Here is a 21,126-nt window from a genome sequence, read left to right as displayed (position 1 = left end):
TGTTATTCTTTATTTCTTTTTTGCAACAGCTTTTTTGGCAGCGGGCTTCGTAGCAGCTGGTTTCTTAGCAGCTGTCGTTTTTTTAGCTGCAACTTTTTTAGCGGGTGTTTTTTTAGCAATCATTTCCTGAACTTCTGCCAATGTCAATTTTGTAGCATCAACATCTTTGCTTAATTCAATTTTTATTTTGCCTTTTGTAATAACAGATCGACCCCATCTTGCTTTTTCAACCAAAATCCCTTCATCTTCCCAGTTATGAAGCACTTTATCAATATTCTTTTGAAGTTTATCTTCAATTAAAGCTTCAATATCTGATTGAGATAAATTATTAAAATCGTATTTCTTACTTACATTAATAAAAATTCCGTTCCATTTTATAAACGGACCAAAGCGACCAGTCCCCTTTTGTACTCCTTCGCCTTTATAAACAGCAATTGGTGCATCGGCAATCGCTTTTTCATCTATTAATTCTTGAGCTCTTACCATAGAAACATCCAAAGGATCCTCCCCTCTTGGTAAAGATATAAAAACAGATCCGTGTCGTACATAAGGCCCATAACGACCATTACTCACTTCTACTTCTTCATCTTTATATGTACCCAAGTTTTTTGGAAGCAGAAATAAATTTAATGCTTCTTCTAAAGTTATATTACCAATATTTTGTTCATTTCTGAGGCTTGCAAACTTTTTATCTTCATCTTCAGCATCGCCAATTTGTGCCATTGGTCCAAATTTACCCAAACGAACTGAAACCGGCTTACCAGATTCAGGATCAATCCCCAATATTCTTTCTCCACTTTCTCTATCCGCATTGGCTTCAACATCTTTTACTGTTGGGTGAAATTGATCGTAGAACTCCTGCATCATCTTTGTCCATTCAATATTTCCCTCAGCAATTTCATCGAAATCATGTTCAACTTTAGCTGTGAAATTATAGTCCAAAATGTTTCCAAAGTTTTTTACCAAAAAATCGGTAACAATTGTACCAATATCCGTAGGAACTAATTTCCCTTTATCAGAACCTGTGTTTTCTTTGAGCAACTTCTCTATCATTTTACCCGATTGCAGAGTCAGCTGCGTATAATTTCTCTCTTGCCCTTCTAGATTACCTTTTTCAACATAATTTCTGTTGATAATTGTAGAAATCGTAGGAGCATAAGTTGAAGGACGACCTATTCCAAGTTCTTCTAATTTTTTTACTAAAGAAGCTTCAGTATATCTTGCAGCTGCTCTAGAATATCTTTCGGTTGCAGTTATGTAATTATTTTGTAATGTCTCATTAACCTTCAATGCAGGCAACAATCCCTCTTGTTCCTCTTCTTCATCATCGTGTCCTTCAAGATAAACTTTTAGGAATCCTTCAAAAAGCAAAACCTCTCCAGAAGCAGTAAATATTTCTTCATGATTATTTGCTTCAATTTTTACATTGGTACGTTCTAATTTAGCGTCACTCATCTGAGAAGCTAAAGTTCGTTTCCAAATCAAATCATACAATCGAGCTTGATCTCTATCAATATCAACTGTATGAAGAGACATATCAGTTGGACGAATGGCTTCGTGAGCTTCTTGTGCCCCTTTGCTTTTATTGACAAAAGTACGTGGATTAGAAAATTCTTTTCCATAAGACTTAATAATTTCGGCTTGTGCAGCATCCATAGCATCTTTGGACAAGTTTACACTATCTGTTCTCATATATGTAATAAGTCCAGCTTCATACAAACGTTGTGCTAATTGCATGGTTATTCCAACAGGCAAATACAATTTTCTAGCAGCTTCTTGTTGTAAAGTCGAAGTTGTAAAAGGTGATGTAGGAGATTTTTTGGTAGGCTTGGTTTCTAAATCAGCTACCTTATATGTAGAACCTATGTTTTGTTTTAAAAAATCTTCGGCTTCTTTTTTTGTATTGAAATTTTTTGGAAGTTTTGCTTTGAAAGACTTTCCTACTTCGTTTGTAAATTCAGCCACTACAGAATACGTTGCCACTGCAGTAAAATTTTGAATTTCGCGTTCTCTTTCCACAATCAAGCGTACTGAAACCGATTGAACACGTCCGGCAGACAAACCTCCTTTGACTTTTCTCCAAAGCACCGGTGATAATTCATAACCAACCAAACGATCCAAAACTCTTCGAGCCTGCTGTGCATTAACTAAATTATAATCAATTTCACGAGGTTTATCAATAGCTTTAAGAATAGCCGACTTGGTAATCTCATGAAAAACAATACGTTTTGTTTTTTCTTTTTTAAGTTTCAATTCTTCAGCAAGATGCCACGAAATAGCTTCTCCTTCGCGATCCTCATCACTTGCTAACCAAACCATATCGGCATTTTTGGCTAAAGTCTTTAATTTAGATACTAATGCTTTTTTATCTGCGGAAACTTCATATTTGGGTTTAAATCCGTTTTCAACATCAACCCCAATTTCTTTGGAAGGCAAATCGGCTATATGCCCATAACTTGACTCTACCTGATAATCACTTCCTAGAAATTTCTCGATTGTTTTTGCCTTTGCAGGGGACTCAACTATCACTAAATTCTTTGCCATTTTGCTTATGTTTGAACCGCAAAAGTAATTTTTTTTTTTAAATATCGGCCTTTCCTTGATTTTAAAAACCATTTTAATCGGCAAACAAACCATTCCTACCAAACAAAACTCCTAATTATTTAGCCTTTTATTATTAATGCTAAATGTAAATAACTAAGATTGAAAAACAACAATTAAAGTCAATTACTACAAGAAGTCCTTTTACAATTAAGAAAACAAACCTTTCTTTTCCTACTATAATATATAGGTAAGGACAACTTGAACTTATATTTATTTTTTTAGTAAAACCTTTAAATAATTAGTTAAATTTACTACAAAAGACCAAATCTAACCTTTACTATTATATAATGAATCGAAATGAACAACTAGAAAAACTCAAAAAAAACCAAATTTGGGACTTCATCGTAATTGGCGGTGGCGCCAATGGCTTAGGTGTTGCGGTGGATGCGGCAAGTAGAGGTTTTAATACTACACTTTTAGAAGCGGTAGATTTTGCCAAAGGAACCTCAAGCCGAAGCACTAAATTAGCTCACGGAGGTGTTCGTTATTTAGAACAAGGTAATTTATCCCTTGTCATAGAAGCTTTAAAAGAACGAGGTTTAATGAAAAAAAACGCGGGACACTTGGTCAAAAACGAATCCTTCATTATTCCTAATTACAATTGGTGGGGTGGCTATTTTTATACCATTGGATTAAAATTATATGATTTATTAGCTGGAAAACTAAGTCTTGGAAGTTCAAAATATTTATCGAAAGAAAAGACACTGGAATTAATCCCATCCATAGAATCAAAAGGATTGCAAAGTGGTGTCCTCTACCACGACGGTCAATTTGACGATTCCCGATTCGCGATTAACCTAGCACAAACTGCAATAGAAAAGGGAGCTTGCGTAGTCAATTATTTAAAAGTTACACAATTACTAAAAGACAATAAAAACCATATTATAGGAGTCATAGCTTCTGACCAAAAATCAGGAGAGGAATATACGATACAAGGCAAAGCTGTGATTAATGCAACGGGAGTATTTACCAATGCTATTATGAAGATGAACGATACGGTTTATAAAAAATATATTGTTCCAAGTCAAGGTATCCATTTGGTATTTGACAAAACTTTTTTACAAGGAGAGAATGCTTTAATGATTCCAAAAACAAGTGACGGAAGAGTACTCTTTGCTGTGCCGTGGCACGATAAAATTATTATGGGAACTACTGATACTTTGGTAAAAAAATCAGATCTTGAACCAATAGCACTCGAAGAAGAAATTGATTTTGTACTAAAAACAGCTCAAAGATACTTAACTAAGAAACCAACAAGAAGCGAAGTCCTTTCGGTTTTTGCAGGGTTAAGACCTTTGGCAGCACCTGAAAAAAAAGGACAAAGCACCAAAGAAGTCTCTCGTAGCCACAAAATAATTGTATCCGAATCCAGATTAATCACCATCACTGGCGGCAAATGGACCACGTATCGAAAAATTGCAGAAGACATTGTTGACAAAGCCATAAAAGTGCATCAGTTACCGAAAAAAAAATGTAAAACGGAACATTTGGCTATTCATGGAAATAAGAAAAACTGTGCTGAAGATTTTGAAAATCACTTATATATTTATGGAACAGATAAAACAGCAATCATAGAACTACAAGAAAGGAAACCTGAATTGAAAGAAAAACTACATCCAAATTACAATTACACATTAGCTGAAGTGGTTTGGGCTATTCGCCAAGAAATGGCTACTACGGTTGAGGATGTTTTGGCGAGACGCGTCCGGTTGCTATTTTTGGATGCTCGAGCTGCAATTGCTAGTGCTGATAAAGTGGCACATTTACTAGCGAAAGAATTAGGACATGATGAAAACTGGATTCAAAATCAATTGGCCGAATTTAAAACAGTGGCCAATGGTTTTCTTTTGAAAGAGTTTCGAATTCCATAAAAGTAAATAGGAATTTATATTGGAGAAAAAACTAACTAAATACCTAACAGGTCCTGAAAAACTGCTAGGGTATTAAATTCCACAAAATGCAATTCTGAAAACGAATGCCTAGCCCCGATTACAGTGAAAAGCCCGGAGCGAAAAAAGTAAAAGTTTCCTGTTCTAGAAAAGCGACCAAAGGAAGCTCTTTCTAGGACTTTGGAAACTTTACTTTTTTTGTGAGGACTTGTAGAGGAAAGCGGGAAATAGCTCCTCTATAAAACACAGCTTTCAATTCCAATATAAAAGGACATAAAAAGTTGTTAATTCTTCGGCTGACATCTTGTCATAATCACTGTATTTGCCTTATCTTTGCACTTTGAAAATACCCAATGGAAAAGATAATTGAAGAAAACAAACAAGGAAATAGCCTTGTTATAGAACATAAACCAGAGAACACCAAAAAACTTTTTATAGAAAGCTATGGCTGTGCGATGAATTTTTCGGACAGTGAAATTGTGGCATCTATATTGTCTGATTGCGGATATAACACCACTTCGGTCTTGGAAGAAGCTGATTTGGTTTTGGTCAATACTTGTTCGATTCGGGACAAAGCCGAACAAACGATACGCAAACGTCTGGAGAAATACAATGCCGTAAAACGCATTAATCCAAAGATGAAAGTGGGCGTTCTAGGCTGTATGGCGGAACGTTTGAAAGAGAAATTTCTTGACGAAGAGAAAATTGTAGACCTTGTTGTAGGTCCTGATGCCTACAAAGATTTACCGAATTTATTGAGTGAGGTTGAAGAAGGACGTGATGCCATCAACGTGATTTTATCGAAAGAAGAAACGTATGGTGATATATCGCCTGTTCGTTTGATGAGTAACGGAATAACAGCTCTCGTTTCTATTACTAGAGGTTGTGATAATATGTGTACGTTTTGTGTGGTACCTTTCACTCGTGGGCGTGAGCGCAGCCGTGAACCCCAAAGTATCATGAATGAAATTCAGGATTTGTGGGACAAAGGCTTTAAGGAAATCACCCTTTTAGGTCAGAACGTAGATAGTTATTTGTGGTACGGTGGCGGATTGAAAAAGGATTTCGTCAATGCAACTGAAATGCAAAAAGCAACAGCAGTAGATTTTGATCAATTATTGGAAATGGTAGCGGTGGGTTTCCCGAAAATGCGTATTCGTTTTTCGACATCGAATCCACAGGATATGCATGAAAGCATTTTGCACGTTATTGCCAAATATCCTAACATTTGCAAGCATATTCACTTACCAGTACAATCAGGAAGCAATCGAATCTTGAAGGAGATGAATCGTTTACATACCCGAGAGGAATATATGGATTTGATTGACAAAATTCGTTCTATTATTCCTGACGGAGCCATCTCACAAGATATGATTTCAGGTTTTCCGACCGAAACAGAGGAAGATCATCAAGACACTTTGAGTTTGATGGAATATGTAAAATATAATTTTGGTTATATGTACAGTTATTCTGAACGTCCGGGAACATTGGCGGGAAGAAAAATGGAAGATGATGTTCCTGAAACTGTCAAAGCAAGAAGATTACAGGAAATTGTGGATTTACAACAAAAGCATGCTTGGAGTCGTTCTGAGGAATTCATTGGCAAAACAGTGGAAGTTTTAGTCGAAAAAGTTTCGAAAAAATCTAAGGAAGAGTTTTCGGGAAGAAATTCACAAAGTATAACTGTAGTTTTTCCGAAAGAGAATTATAAAATAGGAGATTTTGTAAATGTGAAAATCACATCTTGTACCTCCGGAACTCTGAAAGGGGAAGCTGTTGGATATTCAAATATGAATTGATTTTTTCACCACAAATCACACAAATCACACAAATTAATTTCTTGAATAAATTTACAAAATGACTGATTCTAATGACTTTTATTATAAAAAGGATGAAAACTACGAAATCGTTGGACTGTGTATGGAAGTGCATCGACTATTAGGCCCGGGTTTACTCGAAATAGTTTATAAAGACGCATTAGAAATAGAATTCAGAAATCATAATATCCCTTATGAAAGAGAGAAAGAATATGCAGTAGAATACAAAGGTGTCATTTTACCACATAAATTTTATGCCGATTTTGTAGTTTATTCAGACATTATTCTCGAAGTAAAATCAATAAAAGAAATTAGCAATGACCATCTAGCGCAAACATTAAACTATATGAAACTAGCAGACACCCCGATAGGGATTATTGCAAATTTTCAAAATAAATCATTAGTTCACAAAAGGCTAATTAATACTTGAAATACAAATTTGTGATAATTTGCGTAATTTGTGGTTAAAGAAAATTACATTTAATGAGCTACAAAAAAGGCTTCAAAAACTAAAAAAAAATTAATATGACTAAAAAAAATATACTTGTCGCTTTAATTACTTTTATTGTAGCTTTTGGAACAACATTCTATGTCATTAGAACTTATTTTCCAAAACATAAAGTTGAAAAAACAACTATCCAAAAAGATACGTTGACAAAGCCATAACAATAGAACACTTTTATTTCATTAGATATAAAAAAGTTTGAAAATTTAGATTTAAAGTTAGCTAAGAAATTGAAAAAGTAAACCTTAAACTAAAAAGACTAAAAGCAAATGGATACAGTACAATCAATAAAACAACGATTTGAGATTATTGGGAATGACCCAAAGCTCAATCGTGCGATAGAAAAAGCAATTCAGGTTGCTCCTACCGATATTTCGGTTTTGGTGGCTGGTGAAAGCGGTGTTGGAAAAGAAAATATCCCAAAGATTATACATTCTTTATCTCATAGAAAACACGGAAAATACATTGCTGTAAACTGTGGTGCCATACCAGAAGGAACCATTGACAGTGAACTTTTTGGACACGAAAAAGGAGCTTTTACAGGTGCAACTAGCACTCGTGAAGGGTATTTTGAAGTAGCCAATGGAGGAACTATTTTTCTTGATGAAGTTGGTGAATTACCATTGACAACTCAAGTACGTTTGTTGCGTGTTTTAGAAAATGGAGAATTCATAAAAGTAGGTTCGTCACAAGTTCAAAAAACAAATGTGCGAATCGTTGCCGCAACAAATGTTAATTTGTTCAAAGCAATTGAAAAAGGCAAATTCCGTGAGGATTTGTATTACCGTTTGAGTACAGTGGATATTACTTTACCTCCACTACGAGAACGAAAAGAAGACATTCATTTGTTATTCAGAAAATTTGTTGCCGATTTTGCCAATAAATATAAAATGCCCCCATTAAAACTAGATGAAGGTGCTATTGCTTTATTACAAAAATACCGTTGGAGTGGTAACATTCGACAATTGCGAAATGTTGCTGAACAAATTTCGGTTTTGGAAACCAACAGGGATATTACTGCTGCAACGTTACAAACCTATTTACCCACTGAAGGCAGTAATTTACCTTCGGTAATAAAAGACAAAAAAAACGATAGCGACTTTAATACCGAAAGAGAGATTTTATACAAAGTCCTTTTTGATATGAAAAGTGATCTGCATGATCTAAAAAAACTAACTTTAGAATTAATGCAAAATGGCAATTCCAATGTACAGGAAACCAACAAATCACTTATCAAAAAAATATATGGTGCCAAAGAAGAGGATAGCGAAATAGATTTTGAAGAAGAACCAAGAACATCATATCTATCTAATACTAATATAGAACAAGAATATGAAGAACAAGATTCGAACAATTATCTCTTAGCCGAAACCATCGAAGAGGAAGAAGTGTTGCGACTCGAACAAAAAGAAATCGAAATGATTAAAAAATCATTAGAAAAAAACAAAGGAAAACGAAAAGCAGCTGCCGATGAGTTAGGAATTTCCGAACGCACTTTGTATCGAAAAATAAAACAATTTGATTTATAACAAAAATTTTAAATTTAAATTCCAAATCCAATTTTTATACATTTGAAATTTAAAACAAATTAGAATTTACACCATTTAAGAAATCGATGTGATTTCAAAAAACACTAAAAATCATCGAGTTACAAAGTAAAAACAAACCGATGAGAGAAACAAAGATTAAAAATGGTGAAAACCTAAGCCAATAAAAATACAATTATTCAATTCGTATGAAAAAAGCATCCTATTTTTTTTTAATAATTAGTTCATTTCTTCTAAGCAGTTGTTCGGTTTACAACTTTACGGGTACTGGCAAAATTGACGCCAAAACTTATCAGGTGAATTTTTTTCAAAATAATGCAGAACTTATAGAACCGGGTATAGACAGAACTTTTACACTAACTTTACAAGAGTTAATTCAAGGTCAAACCAATTTGCAATTAGTGAAAAACGGAGCAGACTTAACCTATGAAGGTGAAATTACAGATTACAGAATCAGTCCAATGACTGCAACAGCTAATCAACAAGCTTCACAAAACCGATTAAAAATTCGAATAAATGTTCGCTTTACAAATAAAAAGAAAGAAGCAGATGATTTCGAAAAAAACTTTGAATTTTATTATGATTATCCAGCATCCCAGCAATTGACTGGAGCAACGAAAGATGCCGCAATCAAAGAAATTTTCGAAAGAATCACACAAGATATTTTTAATGAATCACTTGCAAAATGGTAATCTTTTAAAGAAAAAATCGGATTCAGATTCGCAGCGTTAGGCTAGAAAAAATCAACTTTATAAAATTTGAATTATAAACAAAAGAAACTTAAATCACAGAATATATTCTAAACAAATGAACATTAGTAGCTATAATTATTTATTAAATCAACCCGAAGAGATCAATGAAATTCAAACGGTAGCTTTAGAAAAAGTATTGGATGAATTTCCTTATTTTCAAAGTGCTAGAGCTTTAAGATTGAAAGGGCTTTACAATCAAAATAGCTACAAATATAATTTTGCTCTAAAAATTGCAGCTGCACATACAACAGACCGAAGTGTACTTTTTAATTTTATCACTTCAGAATCGTTCACCGCCATTCAAAAAAAGACGTACGAAAAAAAGATACAAGAACTTCTCAACATAACAGTAATTGACAGTCAGATTATTGAAAAAGAAGAAATACCTACAATTGCAGCAACACCTTTAGAACAATCCATTCTTACTTCGATAAAAGAAGCCACATTAAATACCGAGAACTATCATGGTATTACTTTTGAAAAAGCTGAAATTGATAAAAATATAGAACAATCGATACTTGATTCCATTAAAGAAGCGACACCAACAAAGAATGAAGCTGAAACAACCGAAGCTGAAAAAAAATTAGAAATTGGAAAACCATTAGATTTTTCAAAATCAGAAACACATTCCTTTCATCAATGGCTTCAAATTTCAAGGATACAACCAATAATAAGAGAAAATCCGACAGAAAATAAAAGAATGGCAAAAGAACCTATTATTGACGAGGATAAAAAGAAAAAAGCAGAACTAATCGACAAATTCATTGAAACCAGTCCAAAAATCCCTCCCATTAAACCCGGAGTAGTATTTACCCCGAATTTGGACCTTAACAAAGAAGATAACTCTTATTTAATGACGGAAACTTTGGCTAAAGTATATTTGGAACAAAAAAAATATCAGAAAGCAATACAAGCTTATGAAATATTAATTTTGAAATATCCAGAAAAAAGTAGTTTCTTTGCAGACCGTATAAAAGATATTAAAATAGTACAACAAAATAACAATTAACAATAAATAGTATGTTTTCAATTTTTTTAGTTTTAATTACAATAGTATGTTTTCTATTGATCGTAGTAATTATGGTTCAAAACCCTAAAGGAGGTGGATTATCTTCTACAATAAGTGGCTCTCAAATGTTAGGTGGTGTACAAAAAACTACTGATTTTTTAGACAAAAGTACTTGGACATTGGCTACTATATTAATTGCATTAATTTTACTTTCAGGATTAAGTTTCACTGGAACTTTGAGTGATTCTGATTCAAAAATTATTGACAAAACAGAATCTGCAGCACCAACAACTGCTCCAGTTAAAAATGCACCTGCACAAAATGCACCTGCAACTCCCGCCAAATAAATTATTTCACATAAATACTGTAAGTGCCAGCCTGTCAAAGCTGGCATTTTTTATAAGAAATAATGGCAGTTATCAAACAATGGCATAATTTCTGAAATGTATAAATCATTAAAAAACAACAAAAATATAAAATCATGACTTTAAACATTAAACCACTTTCAGATAGAGTTCTTATTGAACCAGTTGCAGCTGAAACGAAAACTGCGTCAGGGATTTTTATTCCAGATACGGCTAAAGAAAAACCACAAAAAGGCACTGTTGTAGCAGTAGGAAATGGAACTAAGGACCATACGATGACAGTAAAAATTGGAGATTCTGTACTTTACGGAAAATACGCTGGAACAGAATTAAAATTAGAAGGAAAAGATTATTTGATAATGCGTGAGGATGATATCCTTGCGATAATCTAAACCTCTAAACCTTAAAGAGGGAATAAAAACTTGAAAATTTAAACTTTCAAACTTTAAACAAAAACAAAAATGGCAAAAGATATAAAATTTGATATTGAAGCACGTGACGGATTGAAACGTGGAGTTGATGCATTGGCGAATGCAGTAAAAGTGACCCTTGGACCAAAAGGTCGTAACGTAATTATTGGAAAATCTTTTGGTGGACCAAACGTAACCAAAGATGGTGTTACTGTAGCCAAAGAAATAGAATTGAAAGATCCATTGGAAAACATGGGTGCTCAAATGGTAAAAGAAGTTGCTTCAAAAACCAATGATTTGGCTGGAGATGGAACAACTACTGCTACTGTATTGGCACAAGCCATTGTGAAAGAAGGATTAAAAAACGTTGCTGCAGGTGCAAACCCAATGGATTTGAAACGTGGTATCGACAAAGCTGTTGAAGCTATTGTTGCTGACCTTGCTAAACAAGCCAAAGTTGTAGGAAGTGATTCTGAAAAAATCAAACAAATTGCTTCTATTTCTGCCAATAATGATGAAGTAATTGGAGAATTAATCGCTAATGCTTTTGCAAAAGTGGGTAAAGAAGGAGTAATCACTGTGGAAGAAGCCAAAGGGACGGATACTTATGTAGATGTTGTGGAAGGAATGCAATTTGACAGAGGATACCTTTCTCCATACTTTGTAACCAATCCAGAAAAAATGGAAGCAGAACTAGAAAGTCCATACATCCTTTTGTATGACAAAAAAGTTTCTTCTCTAAAAGAATTATTGCCAATACTTGAACCAATAGCACAAACAGGAAAACCATTATTAATTATTGCAGAAGATGTTGATGGGGAAGCTTTATCAACTCTTGTAGTAAATAAATTACGTGGAGCCTTGAAAATCGCAGCTGTAAAAGCACCAGGTTTTGGAGACAGAAGAAAAGCAATGCTAGAAGATATCGCTATCTTAACTGGTGGAACTGTAATCTCTGAAGAAAGAGGATACACTTTAGAAAATACTACTCTTGAAATGTTGGGTACTGCAAAAAGAGTAACTATCGACAAAGACAACACTACCATTGTAAGTGGTGCTGGTGAAGCAGATATGATCAAAAATCGTGTGAACCAAATTAAAGGTCAAATGGAAACTACGACTTCTGATTATGACAAAGAAAAATTGCAAGAGCGCTTGGCTAAATTAGCTGGAGGTGTTGCTGTTCTTTATGTTGGTGCTGCTTCTGAAGTAGAAATGAAAGAGAAAAAAGACCGTGTTGACGATGCGCTTCATGCAACTCGCGCAGCAGTTGAAGAAGGAATTGTTGCAGGAGGTGGAGTAGCTTTATTGAGAGCTAAAAATGCACTTAGCGCAATTGTTGCAGATAATGCAGATGAAAAAACAGGAATCCAAATCATTTCTCGTGCAGTAGAATCTCCTTTGAGAACAATTGTAGAAAATGCTGGTCTTGAAGGTTCTGTAGTAGTTGCAAAAGTTTCTGAAGGAACGGGAGATTTTGGATACAATGCCAAAACTGACGAATATGTTGATATGCTAAAAGCTGGAATTATCGATCCTAAAAAAGTAACTCGTATTGCATTAGAAAATGCAGCTTCAGTTGCGGGAATGATATTGACAACTGAGTGTGCATTAATTGACATCAAAGAAGAAAATGCAGGTGGAGCTCACATGGGTGGAGGTATGCCTGGAATGATGTAATATCAGAGTATTAAGATTTTATTACAATTTATTAAGATCTCTCAATCAAATAAATCCGTCTTGAATTCGTTCTTGACGGATTTTTTTGTTTTGTTCCCAGAAATTGTTTTAACCTAATTTCAATTATTCTTTTGAAGCAGAAAGATTTGGCTTGTTTGACTATATCTCTCAAAATCTATCCATAAAAAAAACCGTCTTGCTCAATTGAGCAAGACGGTTTTTTAATATTTCTTAATTTTTTAATGATGAACCACTTTTTTCTTAATTAATTTTAGAAAAACAGGCAATGTTGACACCAGAATAATTCCTATTACAATTTTCTCAATATGCTCTTTTAAGTCAATACCCATTTCTAAAAACATGCCGTACAAATAATGTCCAGAAAATATTAAAACAAAGGACCATAAAAAAGAACTCAAAATATTATAATACATAAATTTCTTTTTATCCATTGTCCCTATACCTGCAACTATAGGAGCAAACGTTCTAACAATAGGCAAAAACCTAGCGTAAATAATCGCTTTACCGCCATGCTTTTCAAAAAATTCTTTGGATTGAAGCAAATATTTTTTCTTAAACAAAAGGGTATCTTCTCTATTGTATAAGTAATACCCGCTTTTGGCTCCAAACCAATAACCTACCATATTACCAAAAACACCTGAAAAAGCGACCAATGTCGAAAGAAGAACAAGATTTATAAAATCACTTTCTATAAAAAGGATATTCTGAACTAAATCACGGCTATAAATTCCAGCCAAAAAAAGCAAACTATCACCAGGAAGAAAGAAACCAGCAAAGAGACCTGTTTCTGCAAAAACAATGAATAAAACAATGTACAAACCTAGTTGAATGCCACCAATTGTAAAAGTTATATAAAATTCAGGATTTACTAATTGGGTCCAATCAAAGTTACTCATAAAAAAATTTTTAGGTTGTGAAAGTAAGGATAATTTAGATGAACCACAATTTATTAAGTCACTTTAAAGTTTAATTAACGATTTTCTAAAGAAAAAAAGCATCAGAATCAGGTAATAGATTTGATGCTTTTGAATACTTTCAACATAAACTATAGTCTATCATATTGACAACAAGAATGAAGGCTATCATACGCTTCTTTTGTTGATTTTACTTCATCTGTATCATGTCCAACTTTGGCGATCGCTTTTTTTACATCTAATAAAGAACATTTTTCTTCATTTATAATAACACTCAATTGGTGCGTTTCAATATTCCAGGACGCTGATTTTACTCCTGGCACTGAAAATGCTGCTTTTTGAATTCGTTTCTGACATTGTTCACAATTCCCATTTACTTCAGTGGTATATTTAGCATTTTTATTTTTTTGCGTTTGGCCTTGAGCTGAAAGCCCTATAAAAACTAGCAGCATAACTGCAACTATATTCTTAATTGTGCTACTTTTGAAACTGTTTCTGAATTCTTTTTTTATTGTTTTCATTTTTTTTATATTTTAAAATTGTTGTTATTTTTTGTTATTTTAAGAATTAACGTTATATCTATTTTATTCTAAAACGCAAGCCTGCATAATACATCTGACCAAATACTGGCGCATACAAAATTGTAGCATCAAAATAGGGTCCAAAAGGGTTTTGTGCATCCAAGATAACTTGATTTTGTGTATAATTACCAATATTCTCTCCTCCTACATACACCTCAAAAGTCTTTGAAAAAACTTTTGTGACTTGAGCATTCATCAAAGAATAAGAAGGAGAATTTTCAGAAAGTTGGTACCCTATAGGATTAGAAGCTGTATTAGGTAATTGTTGTTCCCCAATCCAATTGTAAGTAAAATCAAACTTCCATTGTTGTCCTTTATCCTTAACATGAGTTTCATATCCTAAATTTCCAAAGAAACGATGTGCCGCCTGCAATGGTCTTTGGTATTTCCCTGATAAATAATCGGTTTTGATATCATAGTATTTATAGGCAGAACGCAATTCCAAATGTTTTGCCAATTCGTAATTGAATTCCAATTGAAAGCTATTAGCAAATGAAACTCCATCTAAATTATGAAAAATCACTTGCTGTGGACTTTGCATTACATCTACCACCACTTGATTCTGGAAATTGGTTCTGTAAAAATCAATAGTTACATCTCCATTTCTATTGAACAATTTAAAACCTTGCATAAAACTCAAACCATAATTCCAAGCAATTTCAGGATCCAATCCATAAAGTTTTCCTCCCGTATTTACAATATTGAACGTTCTGGAACTGGCAAACAAATTTTGGTTTTCGGCAAAAATATTGGCAGGACGCTTTCCTCTTCCTGCTGAAACTCGCAACACTCCTTTCTCCCAAGGATTGTACTTCAAATGCAATCTTGGAGTAACAAAAACCCCCAAACGATTTCCAGAATCTACTCTACCTCCCAAAATCAAACTAAAATTATCTTGATTATCGAAAGTATACTCAAAGAAAGCACCAACTGTATTGTCTATCCTACTATAATCAGTTGTATTGACAAACTCCGAATATTTATCGTAAGTAAAATTCAATCCTGTTGCAAACTTGTTTTTTTCGTTATTGATAATTGAATTAAAAATCAAATTTGAATAAAAACTATTTTGTTTGATGTTGTACCCATTCAATCCAAAATACGAATCTTGGTCATAACTGGAAAATGCATTTTGAAATCCAATGCTTTGATACGGCATATCCTTAAATACATATCCAATTTTTGTAGAAACATCTATTTTTTGGGTATCAATTTCCGATCCCCAAGAATTCGTTGTTCCTTTATCAGTATCTGGATCAAAACTCAATTGCCCCATTAATTTTGAATCATTCATATATTGAAAATTAATAAAACTAACCCAACCAGTCTCGGCATTGTAATACTGATAGCGATTGAGTAAATTGATTTGTTTTTGCAAAGGATTGTCTAGAAAACCATCATCATTGTTATCCATTTTGGAATTTCTCATATTTCCGTGAAGCAATAAACTGGTGGCCCATTTATCTGATAGTTTCTGATTAAAATTGGTATTCAATTCAAAACGGGAATCGGTCGAACCGTACGCATTTAATAAAAATGGCACATCAGATAATGGCTTTACCAATTCAGTATTGATTTGTCCTGAAATACTTTCGAACCCATTGACTACACTCCCAGCGCCTTTGGTAATTTGAATACTTTCTATCCAAGGTCCAGGAGTAAAAGAGAGACCAAAAGCTTGCGAAGCCCCTCGAACAGAAGGTACATTTTCTTGGGTCATCATCAAGTACGGACTAGTCAAACCCAACATTTTAATTTGTTTGGTTCCCGTTAAAGCATCCGAAAAATTGACATCAATGGATGGATTTGTTTCAAAACTTTCGGCAAGGTTACAACATGCCGCTTTGAGAAGTTCTTTTTTGGTAATTAAGCTAGTATTACCAGTAACTGTGTATGATTTTTGAATGCCCTTGCGTTTGGATTGGACTTTAATTTCCCTCAAAGTATCTTGCGAATAGGAACTAAAACCAATAAACAAGAGTAATAAAACCACTGTTATATTTGTTTTCATAATTTAAATTATAATGGTTAAAAATTTAGAACCCTAAAAAAACAGGTTCTATTCTAATTAAACATTACAATTTATCGTAAAGGAGATATTGGCTGTACAGCTTGAAAAGTGGCGGTGCATTGGCATCGCAATAATAGGTAAGAGTCGTGTTATTTTTGAAATTATTTACTGCAGTAAAAACAATTGAATGCGTTTCTGGAATGAGGAACGCATAATCCATTTGAAAAGAAAATGATTTAAAAACATTACTTTCTGTTTTTTTCTGGATAACAACTTTTTTGTCCTTGCAGCAACTGTCTTTTTTAGAAACTATCTTTTCACAACAACCTTTTTCACTTTTCAATGAAGACAAAGGAGAATTCAAAGAAACGGAGGCTAATTTACCCCCACAATAATGCACATTAAAAGCAAGTCCTACATTGGAAACCAATAGTAGAAAAGCAAGAAATAGGCTTATTTGTTTTTTGAATACCATACTACAAAATTAAAACTATTATTTGTGGAATAAATCAAATTCTTGTTAAACTTTAAAAAAGATTAAAACTACAATTCAAATACTTGACCCATCATTGGAATAACACATTCAATTCCGTATTTTTCTTGAATTTTTATTCTAAGTTCATCTGCTGGCTCGTTTTCTCCGTGAACCAAAAAAACTTTTTTAGGTTTCTCCTCCATATTTGAAAGCCAATTCACCAAGTCCTTTTGATCACCATGTGCTGATAATCCTTCAATTTCTAGCACTTTAGCTTTTACTTCATAATATTTTCCGTGAATTTTTATCTCTTTTGCACCTTCTAATAGTTTTCTGCCGCGAGTACCCTCTCCTTGATAACCAATAATAATTACTGTTGTTTCTGGCAATCCAATATACCGCTCCAAATAACTCAAAACTCTACCTCCAGTAACCATTCCACTAGCCGCAATTACAACTTTGGGTTGCTTGTTATAAATGGTATTAATTGTTTCTTGATAATCTGAAATCAACGTAAATGATTTGCACATAGCAGTAAATTCATCAGAACGTAAACGATGCCATTTTCTATTATTAACAAAAAGTTCTAACATACTTATTCCCATTGGAGTATCAATTATATAGGGAATATTTGGAATTCTATTTTCTTCTTTCAGCTTCCAAATCAAGTACATTACACTTTGCACACGTTCCACTGCAAAACTTGGAATAATAACTGTTCCACCATTATGAACTGCATTATTAATATACATTTCAAGTTCTAATTTAGGATCTGTATCAGGATGCAATCTATTTCCATAAGTACTTTCGAGGAAAACATAATCTGCTTTTTGGGGTTTTGTGGGTGGATACATTAACACATCATTATCACGGCCAATATCCCCTGAGAAAACAACAATTTTATTTTCAAGCCGAAGCTCTACCGTACAGGCTCCAAGAATATGTCCAGCATTGGTAAAAACGGCTTCGATTTCTGCGTCCAATGAAACACTTTCGTTCGGATTTATAACCCTAAAATGCGGAAAAACCTTTTCTGCTTGCGCAACAGTATAAAGAGGCTCCGCGATTTCATGTTTTGAATATTTTCCTTCATTGGCCAATTTGGCATCTTCCTCTTGAATTTTGGCACTATCCAAAAGAATCAATTTGGCAACATCCTTGGTAGGACTTGTACAATAAATTTTACCATCGAAACCTTGATTGACGAGCCTTGGCAACCAACCACAATGATCCAAATGGCCGTGAGTTAACAAAACAAAATCTATAGTAGAAGGTAAAATAGGTAAAGGCTCCCAATTTAATTCTCTCAGTGGTTTCAAACCTTGAAATTGACCACAATCAACCAAAATTCGAATACCGTTGCTTTCTATCAAAGTTTTGGATCCGGTAACAGTTCCAACTCCACCAATACATGTGATTTTCATTTTTTTATAAATTTTGATTAATCAAAAAAAGTAAAAACTTTGTGTTTTAAAAACCTAGTCTCTTCAAAAAACTATATCAATCTACACAGCTCAGACGCTTCTTTCATTACGTTTTTAATCCTAGTTGCGCTTAAACCTATTTTCTCTAAATCTGCTCTATTATTAACAATTTCACGAACCAAAATAATATCCAAAATCAATAGTTTCTCTTTTTCAGAAAGTGTCAATGTTGTCAAACAGGTAATGGGATACAATTGCCGATTATCAATTTGTGTTTTTAAATTATTTTTAAAAGGATAATCCCAACTTAATAAATTGAGTTCAGAACATTTTGCAAAATCAATTGCATCCGATGTAAACCGATTATTAGTCACAATCCAACATTTTGAGATGTTGTCATTTCTAGAAAAAACCTCATGATTTCTAATTTTTAGATCATTAAAACGGGACAAAATATACATTGGTACTTTTACATCAGTAGCGGCATCTCGCCCGACATGAAACTTGCATTCTATCATAGCAATAACATTGTCTTTTTTGACAAGGACATCTATTTCATGCGAAACACATTTACCCTGGAGTATCATATTTACTTTAGTTTCATAATGTTCTAAAGAAAAAAGTCGAGCAATAAACTTTTCAAAAAAGAAACCTGCTGGCCCTAACAATCGAATCGCTTCTCTTAGATTATATCGAGCAGCATGTGAATTGGAAGCCTTTTTTAAAAGTCCAAAAGCCATCTTGTAAATTTGCTTAGTCGAAATCCCCTCGTATATTTCTTTTTCAATAAGATGCAAGACATCATCAACAACAGCAGACGTTGCTCCTGATTTCAAAAGAGATTGTTTCAACTTTGCTCTATTAAAATCAACAATCGCACCTGAATGTTTAATAATTTTCATCTTAGTTGTACTTGCTAAATCAGCCTTAAATTCTGATTAAAGATACAAAAAAAAGAGGCTTATTTGTTTAATTTTTGATAATAAAATGCTGGTATAAAAAGAATTAGAAACAAGGGCTGGATTAAAAATCGGCGCACATAAAATAGCAAAAGATTATTTTGGTTTCCGTAAAAATGAAGAACAGAAAAGAATCCAACAATTAATATCACAAAGAAAAATAAATATAAAATTGAAGCAAACTGAATCATTTCCCTGTCCTTAAAAAGACAATAAACAATTACCAATGAAACTATTGCATTCAAAAAAAAACGAAAAGACATACCTAAAAACAACCAAAAAGCATTATAATCTGGCAAAGACTTATTTACATAATCTCCTTCGAAATAGTGTAAAAAAGGATCGTAAAACAATTGATTCTCGAAAGTTCGAATACTTATCAATAAGAACAACAATAGAATTAATAACAAAATTTTCCGCTTGTTCTGTAGTATCTTATTTAGCATATTTCGAGAATTTATTGACCCATATTATCCATAAAACAAAAATGGATCCGTAAATAATCAATGGAAAAAAAACACCATGCAATAGATGATTTTGCTTTGGAAAAAAATACAACAAAACTATTAGAGCCGCAATACGAAGTACATTTAAAATATAGATCAATATACTTCCAGCAAAAACAAACAATAAAGTATTTTTTAAACTTCCTGAAAATGCTACAACAAAAGAAACAAAAAGAATGATTACACTTATTCCATTGCAGCCTTCCACTATTCGAGCAACCCTTTGATTTTGAAAAACAACTGAAAAATAGGGCTCATTTACCGCTTCTTCAAAACGTATCGACTGGTAAAACCAAGAAAGAAGAATTTCAGTATTTTTAGCAACAAATTGAGTTATTGAGTCCGCTTTATTATTATCAAAACCATTTAAAAAAAATTGATAGCATAAAGTGAGGAGTATATAAGTTCCAAAAAAAGCGGAAAGAAAAAGCAAAAATGGTTTATAAAGGACTAGGTATTTTTTCATTCGTAATTTAATTTTTAGATAGAATCCCGGAACTATCGGGAGGAATCACCACTCTGCGTCCTTTCCTGTTTATTTGGTATAGTGATTTCAAAATAAATTTTTAACAAATTTATGCAATTTTAAATTTGGCTTTAAATACTTTTGCATAAAAAATAACAAACCATGACTTTTAAAGAATTACAACCTATAGTAAGTGAGATTATCTTAGATACTACTTTAATTAGAGACGAAAAACTCTTAGCCATTTGTCAACTTTTGAGTGATTCCATTTCCTATTACAACTGGGTAGGTTTTTATTTTGCTAATCATGAAGCCAAAACTTTACACCTTGGCCCTTACGTAGGTGCCGAAACGGACCATACTGTTATTCCATTTGGAAAAGGAATTTGTGGACAAGTAGCCGTTTCCAACAATAATTTTGTGGTTCCTGATGTAAGTGCGCAAGACAATTATATTGCCTGTAGTTTTACTGTTAAATCAGAAATAGTAGTCCCTTTATTTGTAAATGGAGAGAACATCGGACAAATTGATATTGACAGTCACGTAATTGATCCATTTACAGCCGAAGACGAACGTTTTTTGGAGTTTGTGAATGGGGAAATTGCAAAATTGTATTAAAAGAATACAAAAATCCAATCTTTTTTCGCTTTAAATGAAAATCGTAAAATAACTTCATCAAAAAGAATTTTCAATGCATCATTGACTCTTTTTTTTAGATTTTAATAATATTTTAGATTTTTCAAAAAATAAATAGTACTTTTGCACCCGTCTTACAATAGCTGTATGACATACATAAAAATCATTTAAATAATATTAGCATGTATTTAACTAAAGAGATTAAAGAAGAAATTTTCGCTAAACACGGAGAAAAAACAAACACTGGAAAAGCAGAAGCGCAAATCGCTTTATTCACTTTCAGAATCACTCACCTAACTGAGCACTTGAAAAAAAATCGTCATGATTACAACACAGAGCGTTCATTAGTATTGTTAGTAGGTAAAAGAAGATCTTTATTAGATTACTTGAAAAAGACTGAGATCAACAGATATCGTGAGATTATCAAAGTATTGGGTATTAGAAAATAATCAATATATAAAGAGGTGCGAAAGTGCCTCTTTTTTTTATTAGCCCCCCAACCCCCAAAGGGGGAGCTAGCAAATAATTCCCCCTTTGGGGGCTAGGGGGCTAAAA

At 33.2% G+C, this 21,126-nt stretch carries 20 protein-coding genes; 11 read left to right on the top strand and 9 right to left on the bottom strand.

The genetic code is table 11. The features are described 5' to 3' along the window. Nucleotides 1-9: 9 nt before the first annotated feature. On the bottom strand, nt 10-2,544 hold the full coding sequence (topA, locus tag OZP06_RS10915) for a type I DNA topoisomerase (RefSeq protein WP_281323713.1): 2,535 nt from the start codon (nt 2,542-2,544) through the stop codon (nt 10-12). A 347-nt stretch (nt 2,545-2,891) separates the two neighbouring features. On the opposite strand from topA, the gene OZP06_RS10910 reads away from it, so the two are divergent. The 9 genes from OZP06_RS10910 to groL all read left to right on the top strand — a co-directional run bounded on the left by OZP06_RS10910 (nt 2,892) and on the right by groL (nt 12,578). Next, entirely contained in the window at nt 2,892-4,475 is a 1,584-nt protein-coding gene (locus OZP06_RS10910; RefSeq protein ID WP_281323712.1) for a glycerol-3-phosphate dehydrogenase/oxidase, read from the top strand. A gap of 371 nt (nt 4,476-4,846) precedes the next feature. Next, the gene (gene miaB / locus OZP06_RS10905; RefSeq protein WP_269221870.1) at nt 4,847-6,292 is read left to right on the top strand and encodes a tRNA (N6-isopentenyl adenosine(37)-C2)-methylthiotransferase MiaB; all 1,446 of its coding nucleotides are present in this window, start codon (nt 4,847-4,849) and stop codon (nt 6,290-6,292) included. A 58-nt stretch (nt 6,293-6,350) separates the two neighbouring features. After that, nucleotides 6,351-6,740, top strand: a complete 390-nt coding sequence (locus OZP06_RS10900; protein WP_269221869.1) for a GxxExxY protein — start codon at nt 6,351-6,353, stop codon at nt 6,738-6,740. A gap of 344 nt (nt 6,741-7,084) precedes the next feature. Further along, nucleotides 7,085-8,344, top strand: a complete 1,260-nt coding sequence (locus OZP06_RS10895) for a sigma-54 dependent transcriptional regulator (RefSeq protein ID WP_269221868.1) — start codon at nt 7,085-7,087, stop codon at nt 8,342-8,344. A gap of 206 nt (nt 8,345-8,550) precedes the next feature. Next, the gene (locus tag OZP06_RS10890; RefSeq protein WP_281323711.1) at nt 8,551-9,054 is read left to right on the top strand and encodes an LptE family protein; all 504 of its coding nucleotides are present in this window, start codon (nt 8,551-8,553) and stop codon (nt 9,052-9,054) included. Between the two features lie 115 nt (nt 9,055-9,169). Further along, entirely contained in the window at nt 9,170-10,123 is a 954-nt protein-coding gene (locus OZP06_RS10885) for a tetratricopeptide repeat protein (protein ID WP_281237829.1), read from the top strand. A gap of 11 nt (nt 10,124-10,134) precedes the next feature. Then, nucleotides 10,135-10,470: a preprotein translocase subunit SecG gene (secG, locus tag OZP06_RS10880; protein ID WP_269221867.1), complete on the top strand. Its 336-nt coding sequence runs from the start codon at nt 10,135-10,137 to the stop codon at nt 10,468-10,470. A gap of 134 nt (nt 10,471-10,604) precedes the next feature. After that, entirely contained in the window at nt 10,605-10,880 is a 276-nt protein-coding gene (locus OZP06_RS10875; protein WP_077374652.1) for a co-chaperone GroES, read from the top strand. Between the two features lie 69 nt (nt 10,881-10,949). After that, entirely contained in the window at nt 10,950-12,578 is a 1,629-nt protein-coding gene (gene groL / locus OZP06_RS10870) for a chaperonin GroEL (protein ID WP_269221866.1), read from the top strand. A 239-nt stretch (nt 12,579-12,817) separates the two neighbouring features. Here groL and OZP06_RS10865 read toward each other — a convergent pair whose 3' ends face one another. The 8 genes from OZP06_RS10865 to xrtF form a co-directional block, all read right to left on the bottom strand. Beyond that, complete coding sequence (locus OZP06_RS10865; protein ID WP_269221865.1) at nt 12,818-13,495, bottom strand: VTT domain-containing protein; 678 nt, start codon at nt 13,493-13,495, stop codon at nt 12,818-12,820. A 149-nt stretch (nt 13,496-13,644) separates the two neighbouring features. Further along, nucleotides 13,645-14,034, bottom strand: a complete 390-nt coding sequence (locus OZP06_RS10860; RefSeq protein WP_348651430.1) for a heavy-metal-associated domain-containing protein — start codon at nt 14,032-14,034, stop codon at nt 13,645-13,647. A gap of 58 nt (nt 14,035-14,092) precedes the next feature. After that, a complete protein-coding gene (locus OZP06_RS10855) occupies nt 14,093-16,105 on the bottom strand; it encodes a TonB-dependent receptor (RefSeq protein ID WP_269221864.1) in 2,013 nt (670 codons plus the stop codon). Between the two features lie 64 nt (nt 16,106-16,169). Continuing rightward, nucleotides 16,170-16,580, bottom strand: a complete 411-nt coding sequence (locus OZP06_RS10850) for a hypothetical protein (RefSeq protein WP_269221863.1) — start codon at nt 16,578-16,580, stop codon at nt 16,170-16,172. Nucleotides 16,581-16,648: 68 nt separating this feature from the next. Further along, nucleotides 16,649-18,004 carry an MBL fold metallo-hydrolase gene (locus OZP06_RS10845; protein ID WP_269221862.1) on the bottom strand — a complete coding sequence of 452 codons (1,356 nt, stop codon included), beginning with the start codon at nt 18,002-18,004 and terminating at the stop codon, nt 16,649-16,651. 71 nt (nt 18,005-18,075) lie between these two features. Further along, nucleotides 18,076-18,906: an ATP cone domain-containing protein gene (locus tag OZP06_RS10840; RefSeq protein ID WP_269221861.1), complete on the bottom strand. Its 831-nt coding sequence runs from the start codon at nt 18,904-18,906 to the stop codon at nt 18,076-18,078. A 59-nt stretch (nt 18,907-18,965) separates the two neighbouring features. Continuing rightward, complete coding sequence (locus tag OZP06_RS10835; RefSeq protein WP_281323710.1) at nt 18,966-19,409, bottom strand: exosortase F system-associated protein; 444 nt, start codon at nt 19,407-19,409, stop codon at nt 18,966-18,968. Next, complete coding sequence (gene xrtF / locus OZP06_RS10830; RefSeq protein ID WP_281323709.1) at nt 19,399-19,935, bottom strand: exosortase family protein XrtF; 537 nt, start codon at nt 19,933-19,935, stop codon at nt 19,399-19,401. Before xrtF ends, OZP06_RS10835 begins: the two co-directional genes overlap by 11 nt. 162 nt (nt 19,936-20,097) lie before the next feature. Here xrtF and OZP06_RS10825 point away from each other — a divergent pair, with 162 nt between their 5' ends. Together OZP06_RS10825 and rpsO are read left to right on the top strand one after the other, a co-directional pair. Then, on the top strand, nt 20,098-20,553 hold the full coding sequence (locus OZP06_RS10825) for a GAF domain-containing protein (protein ID WP_269221860.1): 456 nt from the start codon (nt 20,098-20,100) through the stop codon (nt 20,551-20,553). A 200-nt stretch (nt 20,554-20,753) separates the two neighbouring features. After that, complete coding sequence (rpsO, locus tag OZP06_RS10820) at nt 20,754-21,020, top strand: 30S ribosomal protein S15 (RefSeq protein WP_269221859.1); 267 nt, start codon at nt 20,754-20,756, stop codon at nt 21,018-21,020. Nucleotides 21,021-21,126 lie beyond the last annotated feature (106 nt).

This window comes from Flavobacterium sp. IMCC34518, from assembly GCF_027111095.2.
GTDB lineage: Bacteria > Bacteroidota > Bacteroidia > Flavobacteriales > Flavobacteriaceae > Flavobacterium > Flavobacterium praedii.
This window is presented reverse-complemented; position numbering and strand designations above follow the sequence as displayed.

Excerpts from the sequence above, each read along its gene's own strand:
- topA (WP_281323713.1), bottom strand. The coding sequence starts at position 2,544 with ATGGCAAAGAATTTAGTGATAGTTGAGTCCCCTGCAAAGGCAAAAACA.
- OZP06_RS10910 (WP_281323712.1), top strand. The coding sequence starts at position 2,892 with ATGAATCGAAATGAACAACTAGAAAAACTCAAAAAAAACCAAATTTGG.
- miaB (WP_269221870.1), top strand. The coding sequence starts at position 4,847 with ATGGAAAAGATAATTGAAGAAAACAAACAAGGAAATAGCCTTGTTATA.
- OZP06_RS10900 (WP_269221869.1), top strand. The coding sequence starts at position 6,351 with ATGACTGATTCTAATGACTTTTATTATAAAAAGGATGAAAACTACGAA.
- OZP06_RS10895 (WP_269221868.1), top strand. The coding sequence starts at position 7,085 with ATGGATACAGTACAATCAATAAAACAACGATTTGAGATTATTGGGAAT.
- OZP06_RS10890 (WP_281323711.1), top strand. The coding sequence starts at position 8,551 with ATGAAAAAAGCATCCTATTTTTTTTTAATAATTAGTTCATTTCTTCTA.
- OZP06_RS10885 (WP_281237829.1), top strand. The coding sequence starts at position 9,170 with ATGAACATTAGTAGCTATAATTATTTATTAAATCAACCCGAAGAGATC.
- secG (WP_269221867.1), top strand. The coding sequence starts at position 10,135 with ATGTTTTCAATTTTTTTAGTTTTAATTACAATAGTATGTTTTCTATTG.
- OZP06_RS10875 (WP_077374652.1), top strand. The coding sequence starts at position 10,605 with ATGACTTTAAACATTAAACCACTTTCAGATAGAGTTCTTATTGAACCA.
- groL (WP_269221866.1), top strand. The coding sequence starts at position 10,950 with ATGGCAAAAGATATAAAATTTGATATTGAAGCACGTGACGGATTGAAA.
- OZP06_RS10865 (WP_269221865.1), bottom strand. The coding sequence starts at position 13,495 with ATGAGTAACTTTGATTGGACCCAATTAGTAAATCCTGAATTTTATATA.
- OZP06_RS10860 (WP_348651430.1), bottom strand. The coding sequence starts at position 14,034 with ATGAAAACAATAAAAAAAGAATTCAGAAACAGTTTCAAAAGTAGCACA.
- OZP06_RS10855 (WP_269221864.1), bottom strand. The coding sequence starts at position 16,105 with ATGAAAACAAATATAACAGTGGTTTTATTACTCTTGTTTATTGGTTTT.
- OZP06_RS10850 (WP_269221863.1), bottom strand. The coding sequence starts at position 16,580 with ATGGTATTCAAAAAACAAATAAGCCTATTTCTTGCTTTTCTACTATTG.
- OZP06_RS10845 (WP_269221862.1), bottom strand. The coding sequence starts at position 18,004 with ATGAAAATCACATGTATTGGTGGAGTTGGAACTGTTACCGGATCCAAA.
- OZP06_RS10840 (WP_269221861.1), bottom strand. The coding sequence starts at position 18,906 with ATGAAAATTATTAAACATTCAGGTGCGATTGTTGATTTTAATAGAGCA.
- OZP06_RS10835 (WP_281323710.1), bottom strand. The coding sequence starts at position 19,409 with ATGCTAAATAAGATACTACAGAACAAGCGGAAAATTTTGTTATTAATT.
- xrtF (WP_281323709.1), bottom strand. The coding sequence starts at position 19,935 with ATGAAAAAATACCTAGTCCTTTATAAACCATTTTTGCTTTTTCTTTCC.
- OZP06_RS10825 (WP_269221860.1), top strand. The coding sequence starts at position 20,098 with ATGACTTTTAAAGAATTACAACCTATAGTAAGTGAGATTATCTTAGAT.
- rpsO (WP_269221859.1), top strand. The coding sequence starts at position 20,754 with ATGTATTTAACTAAAGAGATTAAAGAAGAAATTTTCGCTAAACACGGA.